This is a genomic window from Streptomyces sp. TP-A0874 (assembly GCF_001748085.1).
In the GTDB taxonomy this organism is placed as follows: Bacteria; Actinomycetota; Actinomycetes; order Streptomycetales; family Streptomycetaceae; genus Streptomyces.
The window spans coordinates 392,084-405,250 of record NZ_BBZK01000007.1; the positions used below are offsets into that span (position 1 = coordinate 392,084).

11 protein-coding genes are annotated in these 13,167 nt (G+C 70.0%); 8 read left to right on the plus strand and 3 right to left on the minus strand.

The features are described 5' to 3' along the window. Positions 1 to 17 precede the first annotated feature (17 nt). From BGP73_RS14040 to BGP73_RS14060, 5 genes are read left to right on the plus strand one after another with little or no spacing between them, the layout of a single operon-like run. Positions 18 to 1,646 (plus strand): ABC transporter ATP-binding protein, encoded by a 1,629-nt coding sequence (locus tag BGP73_RS14040; protein WP_079127509.1) that lies wholly within the window; start codon positions 18 to 20, stop codon positions 1,644 to 1,646. After that, entirely contained in the window at positions 1,643 to 2,776 is a 1,134-nt protein-coding gene (locus tag BGP73_RS14045) for an ABC transporter permease (RefSeq protein ID WP_069814672.1), read from the plus strand. The genes BGP73_RS14040 and BGP73_RS14045 overlap by 4 nt, the downstream gene beginning before the upstream one ends. Continuing rightward, on the plus strand, positions 2,773 to 4,047 hold the full coding sequence (locus BGP73_RS14050; RefSeq protein ID WP_069814673.1) for an ABC transporter permease: 1,275 nt from the start codon (positions 2,773 to 2,775) through the stop codon (positions 4,045 to 4,047). Before BGP73_RS14045 ends, BGP73_RS14050 begins: the two co-directional genes overlap by 4 nt. Next, on the plus strand, positions 4,044 to 4,445 hold the full coding sequence (locus BGP73_RS14055) for a cytidine deaminase (protein WP_079127510.1): 402 nt from the start codon (positions 4,044 to 4,046) through the stop codon (positions 4,443 to 4,445). The genes BGP73_RS14050 and BGP73_RS14055 overlap by 4 nt, the downstream gene beginning before the upstream one ends. Beyond that, positions 4,445 to 5,722, plus strand: coding sequence for a thymidine phosphorylase (locus BGP73_RS14060; RefSeq protein ID WP_069814674.1), 1,278 nt, complete (start codon positions 4,445 to 4,447; stop codon positions 5,720 to 5,722). The genes BGP73_RS14055 and BGP73_RS14060 overlap by 1 nt, the downstream gene beginning before the upstream one ends. A 448-nt stretch (positions 5,723 to 6,170) precedes the next feature. Here the strand turns inward: BGP73_RS14060 and BGP73_RS14065 are convergent, their stop codons facing one another. Further along, entirely contained in the window at positions 6,171 to 6,950 is a 780-nt protein-coding gene (locus BGP73_RS14065) for an SDR family NAD(P)-dependent oxidoreductase (protein WP_069814675.1), read from the minus strand. Positions 6,951 to 7,580: 630 nt separating this feature from the next. Here BGP73_RS14065 and BGP73_RS14070 point away from each other — a divergent pair. Next, positions 7,581 to 7,967: a hypothetical protein gene (locus tag BGP73_RS14070; protein WP_069814676.1), complete on the plus strand. Its 387-nt coding sequence runs from the start codon at positions 7,581 to 7,583 to the stop codon at positions 7,965 to 7,967. Positions 7,968 to 8,597: 630 nt separating this feature from the next. On the opposite strand, the gene BGP73_RS14075 is transcribed toward BGP73_RS14070, so the two are convergent. Continuing rightward, entirely contained in the window at positions 8,598 to 9,908 is a 1,311-nt protein-coding gene (locus BGP73_RS14075; RefSeq protein WP_069814677.1) for an MFS transporter, read from the minus strand. Positions 9,909 to 9,944: 36 nt separating this feature from the next. Between BGP73_RS14075 and BGP73_RS14080 the strand changes: the two genes are divergently transcribed. Further along, complete coding sequence (locus tag BGP73_RS14080) at positions 9,945 to 10,997, plus strand: LysR family transcriptional regulator (RefSeq protein WP_212732812.1); 1,053 nt, start codon at positions 9,945 to 9,947, stop codon at positions 10,995 to 10,997. A 7-nt stretch (positions 10,998 to 11,004) separates the two neighbouring features. Here the strand turns inward: BGP73_RS14080 and BGP73_RS14085 are convergent, their stop codons facing one another. Next, positions 11,005 to 11,748 (minus strand): dienelactone hydrolase, encoded by a 744-nt coding sequence (locus tag BGP73_RS14085; RefSeq protein WP_069814679.1) that lies wholly within the window; start codon positions 11,746 to 11,748, stop codon positions 11,005 to 11,007. A gap of 111 nt (positions 11,749 to 11,859) precedes the next feature. Here BGP73_RS14085 and BGP73_RS14090 point away from each other — a divergent pair, with 111 nt between their 5' ends. Then, positions 11,860 to 13,014 carry an adenosine deaminase gene (locus BGP73_RS14090; protein WP_069814680.1) on the plus strand — a complete coding sequence of 385 codons (1,155 nt, stop codon included), beginning with the start codon at positions 11,860 to 11,862 and terminating at the stop codon, positions 13,012 to 13,014. Positions 13,015 to 13,167 lie beyond the last annotated feature (153 nt).

A 13,167-nucleotide genomic window follows, 5' to 3' on the forward strand; every position in this document is an offset into this window, starting at 1 on the left:
ACGACGAGGAGTGCGCCATTCAAGCCTCCAGCGCCCCGACCGGCGCCCCTCAGACAGCGACCGGCGCAGCGGCGGAACAGCCCGCCGTCCAGCTTCGCGGGATCACCAAGCGTTTCCCCGGAGTGGTCGCCAACCACGACATCGACATCACCGTGCGACGCGGCAGCGTGCACGCGCTCATCGGTGAGAACGGCGCCGGCAAGTCGACGCTGATGAAGATCCTCTACGGGATGCAGCGCCCCGACGAAGGCACCATCGCGATCGACGGGGAGACCGTCGACATGCACTCCCCGGCCGACGCGATATCCCGCGGCATCGGCATGGTGCACCAGCACTTCATGCTCGCCGACAACCTCACCGTCCTCGAGAACGTCGTGCTCGGCGCCGAGAAGCGGCACGGCATCGCCGGCAGGGCCCGCGCCCGGATCAAGGAGATCTCCGACGCCTACGGGCTCGGGGTGCGCCCCGACGCCCTCGTCGAGGACCTCGGAGTGGCCGACCGGCAGCGGGTGGAGATCCTCAAGGTGCTCTACCGGGGCGCCCGCACCCTGATCCTCGACGAGCCCACCGCCGTCCTCGTCCCGCAGGAGGTGGACGCGCTCTTCGAGAACCTCCGGGAGCTCAAGAGCGAAGGGCTCACCGTCATCTTCATCTCCCACAAGCTCGGCGAGGTGCTGGCCGTCGCCGACGAGATCACGGTGATCCGGCGCGGCACCACCGTCGCCTCCGTCGAACCGGGGAGCGTCAACAGCAAGCAGCTGGCCGAGCTGATGGTGGGCAGCGAACTGCCCTCGCCGCAGACCAGCGAGTCCACCGTCACCGACGTGCCGGTGCTCTCCATCGACGCCCTCCGGCTCTGCGCCACCGACTCCGACGGCACCGAGCGGACCGTGCTCGACGAGATCGGCTTCACCATCCACCGCGGCGAGGTGCTCGGCATCGCCGGGGTCGAGGGCAACGGCCAGTCCGAACTCGTCGAGGCGATCGTCGGCATCCGGCATCCGGACTCCGGCAGCATCGTCCTCGACGGCCAGGACATCACCGGGGCGCCGACCCGCACCCGGCGGGAGAGCGGCCTCGGGTACATCCCCGAGGACCGCCACCGCCACGGGCTGCTGCTGGAAGCGCCGCTGTGGGAGAACCGCATGCTCGGCCACGTCACCGAGCCCCCCAACAGCCGCCGAGGGCTGCTCGACCCCAAGGCCGCCCGCCAGGACACCGAGCGCATCGTCGAGGAGTACGACGTGCGCACGCCCGGGATCGAGGTCACCGCCGCCTCGCTGTCCGGCGGAAACCAGCAGAAGCTCATCGTCGGCCGCGAGATGAGCCACGCCCCCAAGCTGCTGATCGCCGCTCACCCCACCCGCGGTGTGGACATCGGAGCGCAGACCCAGATCTGGGAGCAGATCCGGCAGGCCCGCCGGGAGGGCCTCGCCGTCCTGCTGATCTCCGCCGACCTCGACGAGCTGATCGGCCTGTCCGACACGCTGCGTGTCATGTACCGCGGCCGGCTCACCGCCGACGCGGACCCCGCGACCGTCACCCCGGAGGAGCTGGGCAGCGCCATGACCGGCGCCAGCACCGGCCACCTCGACCAGTCCGAAGCGGGCGCCGACGCCCCGGCGGCCGGGGGAGAGGACTCATGAACAAGTTGACCGCCCTGCGGGAGAAGGCCGGAGACCGGCTGGTCCTGGGCATCGCCGCCCCGCTCCTCGCGCTGCTCGGTGCCTTCCTGATCACCGCGCTGGTGCTGCTGGCCACCGGAAAGCAGCCGTTCAACGCCTTCGCCATCATGCTGGACTACGGCGTCAAGGCCGACAGCCAGGTGTACATCCTCAACAAGGCCACCACGTACTACCTCGCGGGTCTCGCCGTCGCCCTGGGCTTCCGGATGAACCTGTTCAACATCGGTGTCGACGGGCAGTACCGGCTGGCAGCCTTCTTCGCCGCCGCCATGGGCGGCGCCCTGACCCTCCCGGGGCCGCTGCAGATCTTCATGATCATGCTGGTCGCGGTGACCGTCGGCGCCATGTGGGCCGGGCTCGCCGGACTCCTCAAGGTCACCCGGGGCATCAGCGAGGTCGTCACGACGATCATGCTGAACTTCATCGCGACCTCGATCATCGTCTACTTCCTCAAGGACGGCAGGCTCGGCGAGCTGGACGAGGCGGGCACCACCGTCTCCACCCACCCCATCCCCGAGTCCGCGCACTTCTTCGAGATCGAGACCGCCGGCGGCACCCTCTGGGGCTTCATCGTGGTGGCCGCGCTCGCCGGCCTCGCCTACTGGTTCGTGCTCAGCCGCACCCGCTTCGGATTCGACCTGCGGGCCGTGGGAGCCTCCGAACCGGCGGCCCAGGCCAGCGGGGTGGACGTCAAGCGGATGGTCGTCACCAGCATGGTCCTCTCCGGCGCCATGGCCGGCCTGGTCGGTATGCCCATCCTGCTGAACAACAGCTTCTCCTACGGCAACAACTTCCCCACAGAGATCGGCTTCACCGGCATCTCCGTGGCGCTGCTCGGCCGCAACCACCCGGTGGGCATCGCGATCGGCGCCATGCTCTGGGGCTTCCTCGAACGCACCAGCAGCAAGCTGGAGTTCGAGGAGTACGACCGCGAGCTGGTCGGCATCATGCAGGGCGCCATCGTGCTGTGCGTCGTCATCTCCTACGAGGTGGTCCGCCGCTACGGGCTCAAACGACAGCAGCAGAAGGTCGGCGCCGAGCTGGCGGCACAGGCCCTGGCCACCAAGGACAAGCAGGAGGCGACGGTATGAGCGCCACGACCACGGTGAAGCAGCTCCCCAACACGGGAACGAGCGGACGCCGCAAGCTGTCACCGGCGATGGTCCTGCTCATCGTCGCCGCCGGACTGCTCGCCCTCTCCGCGGTACGTGCCGTCGCCGGCACCAACACGCTGACCTCCTCCGCCCTGGTGGCGGGCGCGCTCCAACTCGCCGTACCGATCGGCATGGCCGGTCTCGGAGGCCTGTGGGCCGAACGGGCCGGGGTCATCAACATCGGCCTCGAGGGCATGATGATCCTCGGCACCTTCTTCGGCGCCTGGGCCGGCTGGCAGACCAGCCCCTGGATAGGCCTGCTCGCCGGAGTGCTCGGCGGCGTCCTCGGCGGCGCGATACACGCCATCGCCACCGTCACCTTCGGCGTCGACCACATCGTCTCCGGTGTGGCGATCAACATCCTGGCGCTCGGGGTCACCTCGTACCTCGCCAAGATCAGCTTCACCACCCCGGAGGCTGCCGCCCGCGGCGGCAGCCCTCGCCAGTCACCGGCCTCCGAGGCGCTGCCCACCGTCACGGTGCCAGGCCTCTCCGACGGGCTGGCCACGATCGAGGGCAAGCACTGGTTCCTGATCTCGGACACCGCGGGGATCCTCGGCGGCCTGGTCACCGACCTCTCGCTGATCACCATCCTCGCCGTCGGCCTGATCGTCGGCAGCTACTTCGTGCTCTGGCGCACGTCATTCGGCCTGCGCCTGCGCTCCTGCGGAGAGAACCCGACGGCCGCGGAGTCCCTCGGCGTCAACGTCTACACCTACAAGTACGCCGCGGTCCTGATCTCCGGCGGCCTGGCCGGGCTCGGCGGCGCCTTCCTCTCGCTGGTCTCCATCCACATCTACAACGAGGGGCAGACCGGCGGCCGGGGCTACATCGGCCTAGCCGCCATGATCTTCGGCAACTGGCGGCCCGGCGGGCTCGCCATGGGCGCCGGGCTCTTCGGCTTCACCGACGCCCTCCAACTCCGCGGCGGCGGCTCCTCGCTGCACGCGCTGCTGCTCCTGCTGGCCGTCGTGACGCTCGGCCTGGCGGTGTGGAAGCTGTACCGGAAGCGCTACGCGATCGCCGCCGTCAATGCCGGGATCGGCGCCGTCCTCGTGTTCTGGTATGTGATGACCGACGAACTGCCCGGAGAGCTGGTGCGCGCCGCGCCGTACATCACGACGCTGCTCGTGCTCGCCCTCTTCGCGCAGCGCCTCCGCCTCCCTGCCGCGATCGGTAAGGCCTACCGGAAGGGCCAGGGCAAGTGACCGTCGACTGGAACGCGCTCCGCGCGGCGGCTCGATCCATGATGACCCGCGCCTACGTCCCCTACTCCGGCTTCCCGGTGGGAGCGGCCGCACTGGTCGACGACGGGCGCACGGTGAGCGGCTGCAACGTCGAGAACGCCGCCTACGGGGTGGCGCTCTGCGCCGAGTGCGGTCTGGTCTCGGAACTCGTGGCCTCCGGCGGCGGCCGACTCACCGCCTTCACCTGCTGCGGACGCGACGGGGGCCTGCTGATGCCCTGCGGGCGCTGCCGACAACTGCTGTGGGAACACGGCGGGCCGGATCTGCTCATGGACACCGCCAGCGGGATCCGCCCGCTCAGCGAACTGCTGCCGGACGCCTTCGGCGCCGAAGACCTCAACCGCCAGGGAAAGAACTGATGGACGCCATCTCCGTAATCCGTGCCAAACGCGACCGGGGCCGGCTGACGGACGCCCAGATCGACTGGGTCATCGACGCCTACACCCGAGGCGAGGTGGCGGACGAGCAGATGTCCGCGCTCGCCATGGCGATCCTCCTCAACGGCATGGACCGGGGCGAGATCGCCCGCTGGACTGCGGCCATGATCGAGTCCGGTGAGCGGATGGACTTCTCCTCACTGACCCGCCCCACCGCCGACAAGCACTCGACCGGCGGGGTGGGCGACAAGATCACCCTCCCGCTCGCCCCGCTCGTCGCCGCCTGCGGCGCAGCCGTCCCGCAGCTCTCCGGCCGCGGCCTCGGCCACACCGGCGGCACCCTCGACAAGCTCGAGTCGATCCCCGGCTGGCGCGCACTCCTCTCCAACGACGAGATGATGGGCGTCCTGCGCGACGTCGGTGCCGTCATCTGCGCGGCCGGCGACGGACTCGCGCCCGCGGACAAGAAGCTCTACGCACTGCGCGACGTGACCGGCACGGTCGAAGCCATCCCGCTGATCGCCAGCAGCATCATGTCCAAGAAGATCGCCGAAGGCACCGGTTCCCTCGTCCTGGACGTGAAGGTCGGCTCCGGGGCCTTCATGAAGAACATCGAGGACGCCCGGGAACTCGCGGCCACCATGGTCGGCCTCGGCACCGACCACGGGGTGCGCACCGTGGCGCTGCTCACCGACATGTCCACCCCGCTGGGGCTGACCGCCGGCAACGCGCTGGAGGTCCGGGAGTCCGTCGAGGTGCTCGCCGGCGGCGGGCCCGAGGACGTCGTCGAGCTCACCCTGGCGCTGGCCCGCGAGATGCTCACGGCGGCCGGGCTCCCGGACGCCGACCCCGAGAAGGCCCTCGCCGACGGCTCGGCGATGGACCACTGGCGCCGCATGATCAGCGCCCAGGGCGGCGACCCGGACGCACCGCTGCCACGCGCCCGGGAGCAGCACGTCGTCACCGCCGACAGCGACGGAGTGCTCACCACGCTCGATGCCTACGCGGTGGGGGTCGCGGCCTGGCGCCTCGGCGCGGGGCGGGCGCGCAAGGAGGACCCGGTGCAGGCGGGGGCGGGGGTCGAGATGCACGCCAAGCCCGGCGATCCGGTCACGGCGGGGCAGCCGCTGCTGACCCTGCACACGGACACCCCGGAGAGGTTCCCGCTGGCCGTCGAAGCGCTCACCGACGCGGTGCGGATCGCCCCGGCCGGGACGGATTTCCGGCCGTCGCCGATCGTTCTGGACCGCCTCGCCTGAGGAACGAGTAACCCACCCTCCACTGGGGCTGCTTGCTGCTGGTGGTGGGTGGCTCCTGCGGGGTGGGTGGTGCGGGGGTGGCTCCTGCGTGGGTGGGGGTGCCGCGACCGTCTATTTACGGGGCCGTGCGGGTTGGTGGGCATCCTTCTGGTTGTAGAGCCCCGCAAATACACGGCAGCGTCCCGGCACCCCCACCCACTCCGGCGCCACCCCCTCCCGTCGTCCCGCCTCGGTCCCGTCGTCGTGCCCCGGTCCCGCCGTCCCGTCGTTAAAAATTGCCCCGGTCCGGCCGTCATGCCTCCTTGGCCAGTGCGGCGGCTCTCCCACCCGCGGTCGACAGCCGGGTGCTCGGCTCCTTCGCGTCGATGAGCAGGCATTCGGGGAATTGGCTTCTGATCCACCGACCCTCGTCGGTTGGTGGGGTGATGCTGGCCGGGTACGAGGGCACTCAGTGAACCGAGAAACCGCCATCGACGAAGATCGACTGCCCGGTGACATACGCCGAGGCCGCACTGGCGAGGAACACCGCGGCGCCCGCGAAGTCCTCCGCCAGACCGTTACGCCCCACCAGCGTGCGCGCGGCCAGTTCCGCCACTTTCCCGGGGTCGCCCGACAGCCGGGCGTTGAGCGGCGTCTTCACGAAACCCGGGACGAGTGTGTTGCAGGTGACACCGTGGGGCGACCATGCCTCTGCTTGAGAACGCGCCAGTGACTCCAACGCACCCTTGGAGGCCCCGTAGGCGCCGCTCTGGACCGACGCCCGGTGGGCCTGTTGGGAGGTGATGTGGATGATGCGTCCGAATCCTCGTTCGGCCATCCCGGGACCGAAGCGTTGCCCGAGCAGGAAGGGGGCATCCAGATTCACCGCCATGGTGGTGTCCCATACTTCCTCGCTCAGCTCGCCCATCGGCGGCCGCAGGTTGATCGCCGCCGAGTTGACTAGGATGTCGGGTTCGCCGAACACGGCGACGGCCTCCTCGGCCACCGTGCGAACGCCTTGCCGGGTGCTCAGGTCGCCACTCGCCCAGGCCGCCTGACAGCCGTCGGCCACGAGTTCGCCGACGGCGTCGACCAGGTCCGTCTCCCTGCGCGCAACGATCACGACCTGTGCTCCCGCGCGGGCGAGTGCACCGGCGATGGCGCGTCCGATGCCGGAGCTGCCGCCGGTCACCACAGCGGTCCGGCCGTCCAGGGAGAACAGGTCCGAGAGGTAGTTGTCTGAAGCCACCTCCGCACCTTAAGGGTTGTCCCGTCATTTTTGGCAGGTGCACGATGGCGACTACGGTATCTCGGCGCTGCGGAACATCCCGTTATGCGCAGACCCGGATGCCCCTCCGCTGTGCAGTGCGCAAACCTGACGCAGTGCCGCCAACGGGGATGGTGCGCCACGGGCGGATCGCCGACAGTGCTCAGGGCGTCGGGTTATCGGGTCACCTGATCGAGGGCCCGGCCGCTCGGAATTCTGCTTTTCCAAAAATGGTAGTGAGGCAGGCTGTGCCCCGAATCTTCCGAATGCGGTCTGATCTGATCAAAACAAGAGAGGTCGGAGAAGTCGGCACGCACGGGCTCTCCGGATTGCAGAGCGTGGAGAATTCCACGATTGCGGATGTCCACGCCTGTCCTGTGTCGGAACCTGCCCAACGCGACCATGTGTCAGTAATCGGACTCGGTTGGCCATGTGGAAGGACTGCAGGCATTCCAGAGGCATATGACCGGCGGCTGCGGAGCGGCGCGGCCAAAAAGGCGTCCAGAATTCGTCCATTGCCGGCTGCCCAAACCGGCACGGTCATGTACTGTCCAATTTCGTCGAGCCCCTTCATGAGAAGCGGCGTCTGATGGTCAACCGAGAGGTGGGCAATTGAAGGCCAAGCGACTGATCGGTACCGTCATCGGAGCAATGGCGATGGCGGCCCTGGCATCCGCACCGGCATCCGCCGACACCGCGGTCCGGGACGGCAACGTCGAAATGATCATTTTCGGCAGCGGCTACAAGGTCGACTCGGTTACGATCCACGGGGTCCCGGAACTCCAAGGTCCCGCTGAGTACCAGTTCGTCTACTATGCCACCACCTCGCCAACCAAGACGTACACGATGATCTGCGGCGGCAGCAGCACGGGTAACAGTTGCACCCACAAATTCAGCATCAACGCCACGTACGCGGGCGGAGTCGGAATCAGAAGCTGCGGGTCGATCAAGCGTATGGACAACCAACAGATCTTTGGGACCGCCTGCAAGGACTGGTGACGGGCGCAAGAACCTGCGGGGTCACGCACAGGACTTCGGCGTAGTCACATGTTGAGCGTGTCGTACTGATGCGGGGCCGGAGCGTACGGCAGGCATGGACTTTCAGGGTCGTGTGGGCGTCGAGCCCATGCCCTTTCGGAAGTCCGTGCCTGCCGTCGTGTCTGTCTCCCAGTGCAGCAGTCTGCGGTCGCGTTGCGGAAACCGGGCGCGGTGTGGACGAGGCCGACGCGCTCCCGCCGGTGGCGAGGGACTCGTCGATCCGGTCCTCGGGCAGTTCCCGCGCGTCGATCAGGGTGATTCCGTCATCGACTTCCCCCAGATTCGGACCGAGAGGCCGGTGGCGGTCCGAGGAGCCGCCTGTTCTGGGAGTGCGACGGATCGGCCAAGGAGCGGCCGGACGACGGCGGGAGGGGGTGGGGCCGGAGTGGGTGGGGGTGCCGGGACGCTGCCGTGTATTTGCGGGGCTCTCCAACCGAGAGGCTGCCCACCGGCCCGGACGGCCCCGTAAATAGACGGTCGCGGCACCCCCACCCACGCAGGACCCGCCCCCGCACCACCCACCCGGCAACCCACCAGCAGCAATAGCAACCCACCGCCAAGCAGCCATCCGCCGCGCAGGCTCGCCCGCGCTCAGCCGGCCGAGAGCACCGGGGCCCGTTCGGTGACCTTGGCCCGCCGCTCGACGATGGCGCGGCGGGTCGCGTAGAGGGTGACGCCCGCGGCTCCCAGCACGGCCACGAGGCCGAGCAGCACGGTCCCCTCCCAGCCGGCACGGTGGAAGGCGAGCGCTCCCACCGTGCCGCCGAGGCTGCTGCCCATGTAGTACGCCGACTGGTAGAGCGCCGAGGCCTGCGCCCGTCCGTGCTTGGCGGTCCGGCTCACCGCGGAGGAGGCCACGGCGTGCCCGGCGAAGAACCCTCCCGTGATCAGCACCAGTCCGGCCAGCACCGCCGTCACCGAGTCCGCGAGGCTGATCAGCAGCCCGGCCGCGGTGGTCGTCACCGCCGCGTACAGGGCGCCGCGCCGGCCGAGCCGGGCCACCAGCTTGCCCGCCGCGGCCGAGGAGGCGGTGCCCACCACGTACACCAGGAAGATCGATCCGACCACGCCTTCCGGCAACCGGAAGGGATCGCCGACCAGGCGGTAGCCGATCACGGTGTAGACCGCGCCGAAGACGGTCATGAAGAGGGCGCCGATCGCGTAGAGCCGGCAGAGCAGCGGGTCGGAGAGGTGTCCGGCGACGGTGCGCGCCAGGGAGCGCGGGCTGGCGGAGGCAGGGGAGAAGTGCCGCGCCTGCGGCAGCAGCAGGCGGAAGGCGATGGTGGCGATGACGGCCAGGACGGCCACCGTGCCCAGGGCGACCCGCCAGCCCCACGCCTGGGAGACCCAGCCGGTGAGGACGCGGCCCGACATGCCGCCGATGCTGTTGCCGGCCACGAACAGTCCGACCGCTCCGACGAGGGCCCGGGTCCGTACCTCCTCCGCCAGGTAGGCCATGGCGGAGGCGGGGACACCGGCGAGGGCGAGGCCCTGCAGGGCACGCAGGGCGACCAGCCAGCCGAGGGCCGGTGCGAACGGCATGAGGAGGGAGACGAGGGTGGCGGCGGTCAGCGAGAGGGTCATCATCCGGCGCCGTCCGAAGCGCTCGGAGAGCGCGCTGAGCGGCAGTACGGCGAGGGCCAGCGCGCCGGTGGCGGCGGAGACCGTCCAACTGGCCTGGTCGGGGGTGGCTCCGAGGCCGGCGGAGATCGCCGGCAGCAGGGCCTGGGTGGAGTAGAGGAGTGCGAAGGTGACGACTCCGGCCGCGAAGAGGGCGAAGGTCATCCGGCGGTAGCCGGGGCCGCCCGGGCGCAGCTTGGTTGCCTCGGGGTCGTTCGGAGGGACGGAGGCGGAGGAGGCGCCCACATGGCTGGTGGACGCCCCGGTATCAACAGAAGGCATGCGACGAAGGTAAGAGGTTGCCGTTTCATGCGTCCAATGCATGAACTTGGCATAATCGTTCCAAGGGCGCATGATCCCAGTTCACGGAAGGGCCTGTCACTGAACCGCAACGAAAAAGACAACTCCACCACATCGGGGAACGGTGTGCGGGACAGCCGGCCGCGCTCCAGGGCGGAACTGGACGCCGAGTCCTGGTCGGCTCTGTTGGCGCCGCGACTGGCGCAGTTCGCCGGGGTGGCCCGGCACGAGCACGTGACCCGTGCGGCGGGCGACCTCGGTGTGCCGCAGTCCACCCTGAGCCGGGGCATGGCGCGGCTGGAGGAGGACCTCGGGGTGGCGCTCTTCGCCCGCCACGGCCGCACCGTCTCACTCACCCCGGCCGGGCGTACCTTCCTCGGTTCGGTCGAGCGGGCGCTGGCCGAGGTGGAGCGGGCGGCCGAGAAGGTGCGGGCGGACGCGGACCCGGCCGGCGGGCAGGTGGCCTTCGGCTTCCTGCACACCCTCGGATCGGAGATGGTGCCCGGATTGATCCGGGCCTTCCGGGCGGAGCACCCGCGCATCCGTTTCCAACTCATCCAGAACTACGGTGAGGCGATGCTCCAGCGGCTGCGCGAGGGCAGTCTGGACCTCTGTCTCACCTCTCCGCTGCCGGAGGATCCCGATCTCGTCGCGCGCCGGCTGGACGAGCAGCGGCTGCGGCTGGTGGTACCGGACGACCACCGGTTGGCCGGCCGCAAGCGGGTGCGGCTGGCGGAGGCGGCCGAGGAGTCCTTCGTCACCCTGGAGCCGGGCTACGGGATGCGGCGGATCACCGACGCGCTCTGCCGGGAGGCCGGGTTCGCCCCGCGGATCGCGTTCGAGGGGGAGGAGGCGGAGACGCTGCGGGGCCTGGTGGCCGCCGGCCTCGGGGTCGCGCTGCTGCCGCCGCCGACGGCGCCGAGGCCGGGGGTGGTCGAGTTGGCGGTTACCGCGCCGCGGGCGGTCCGGGAGATCGGGGTGGCGTGGCTGGACGGGCATCCGGACACCCCGCCGGTGGCGGCTTTCAAGCAGTTCCTGCTCTCCAGGCGGGGTCGGCTGCTGCCGCGTTGAGCGTGCCTCAGCCGTGCAGCGTGGTGCCGAAACCCTGGGCCAGCGGCATGCGGAGGCCCAGCGGCGGAGCGGCCGCCAGGGCATCGGACACCGGTCGGCAGAAGGGGCGGCCGAAGAGGCTGCCGAGGGCGAAGTCGGCCGCCAGCGCCGCGATTTCCGAGCGGTACCGGCGCAGCCGGTGGGTGTCGGTGTGGATCTCGAAGCGGCAGACGTCCTGGTTGATCTTCTTGACGCGCTCCGCGAGCCGGTAGGACAACTCCGGGTCGGTCCGCTCGTCGTCGGTGCCGTGGGCGATCAGGACGCGCCGGCCGGCCAACTGCTTCACCGGCTCCTCGCCGGCGGTCAGCCAGGGGGCCAGCGCGAGTACCGAGCGGACCGAGGCGTGCCCCGCCGCTCTGAGCGCGGCCCGGGCGCCCATGCCCGTACCGGCGAGGCAGACGGGGACGGAGCCGTAGCGCCGTGCGACCTCGTCGGCGGCCCAGGCGGCGTCGGCCACCGGGTGGTCGGCGTTCCAGCCGCGGTGGCGGTAGTGGACGACGTGGGCGACGAGACCGTGCTCGCGGCCGGCCCGGGCCAGTCGGCGGGCGAGCGGGCGGGCGGCGGCCAGGGCGAGAGCGGAGGGCGGTCGGGTGCCGGCGGCTTCCCCGCCGGGCAGTAGGAGCACCACGCCGCGGACCCCGTCCGCGCTCACCACGTCCCCCAGTGGCCGGCCCAACCGGGCCGCCGCCGTCGGCACTGCTCGCTCAGCCATGGGCAAACGATCTCAGAAGGTGGTCGAGACCACACCGCACTCGTCGATCACCTTTCCGTATCGGCTCCGCGGGGAGGTGATCTACGCGCGTAGGAGGGTAGAGTTCCGGAGATGACGAGCCAGATTCTCCCCACCCCGGACAGTGAGCAGATCCGCCGAGCGCCGAAAGTCCTGCTCCACGACCACCTCGACGGCGGCCTGCGGCCGGCGAGCATCGTGGAGCTGGCCGAGCAGTCCGGCTACAGCGCCCTCCCCTCTTACGACGCCGGAGAACTGGGCCGCTGGTTCCGTGAGTCCGCGGACTCCGGGTCCCTGGAGCGGTACCTGGAGACCTTCGCCCACACCTGTGCGGTCATGCAGAGCCGGGACGCGCTGTTCCGGGTCGCCGCGGAGTGCGCGGAGGACCTCGCGGCCGACGGCGTCGTCTACGCGGAGGTGCGGTACGCCCCCGAGCAGCACCTGGAGGGCGGCCTCAGCCTCGAGGAGGTCGTGGAGGCGGTCAACGAGGGCTTCCGGGAAGGGGAGCGGCGGGCCTGGGAGAGCGGCCATCGGATCCGGATCGGTGCGCTGCTGACCGCCATGCGGCACGCCGCCCGGGCGCTGGAGATCGCCGAGTTGGCCAACCAGTACCGGGACCAGGGAGTGGTCGGCTTCGACATCGCCGGCGCCGAGGCCGGCTACCCGCCCACCAGGCACCTCGACGCGTTCGAGTACCTCAAGCGGGAGAACAACCACTTCACCATCCACGCCGGTGAGGCCTTCGGGCTGCCGTCCATCTGGCAGGCGCTCCAGTGGTGCGGGGCGGACCGGCTCGGGCACGGGGTCCGGATCATCGACGACATCGAGGTCGCCGAGGACGGCAGCGTCAAGCTCGGCCGGCTCGCGGGCTACGTGCGGGACAAGCGGATCCCGCTGGAGCTCTGCCCGACCTCCAACCTCCAGACCGGTGCGGCCGACTCCTACGCCGAGCACCCCATCGGGCTGCTCCGGAGGCTGCACTTCCGAGCCACCGTCAACACGGACAACCGGCTGATGAGCGGTACGAGCATGAGCGCGGAGTTCGAGCACCTGGTGCGGACGTTCAAGTACACGCTCGATGACATGCAGTGGTTCACCGTCAATGCGATGAAATCCGCCTTCATTCCTTTTGATGAACGTCTGGCGATGATCAACAACGTGATCAAGCCCGGCTACGCGGAACTGAAATCGGCCTGGCTGTTCCGGCGGACCGCTGTGACCAGCGACTCCGGGGGCGCGCAGAGCTGACGCCGGGCGGTGGCGGCCCGACTCCCTGCGGCCGCCGCCGGGAAGGCGGATGTTTGCGGCATACCGAGACGTATGACTACGTTCGGTGATCCACGGTCACGCTCTGGTCGGAGTGCTGGCCGTGGCGCCGCTCCGTATCCCCCACTACGAGGA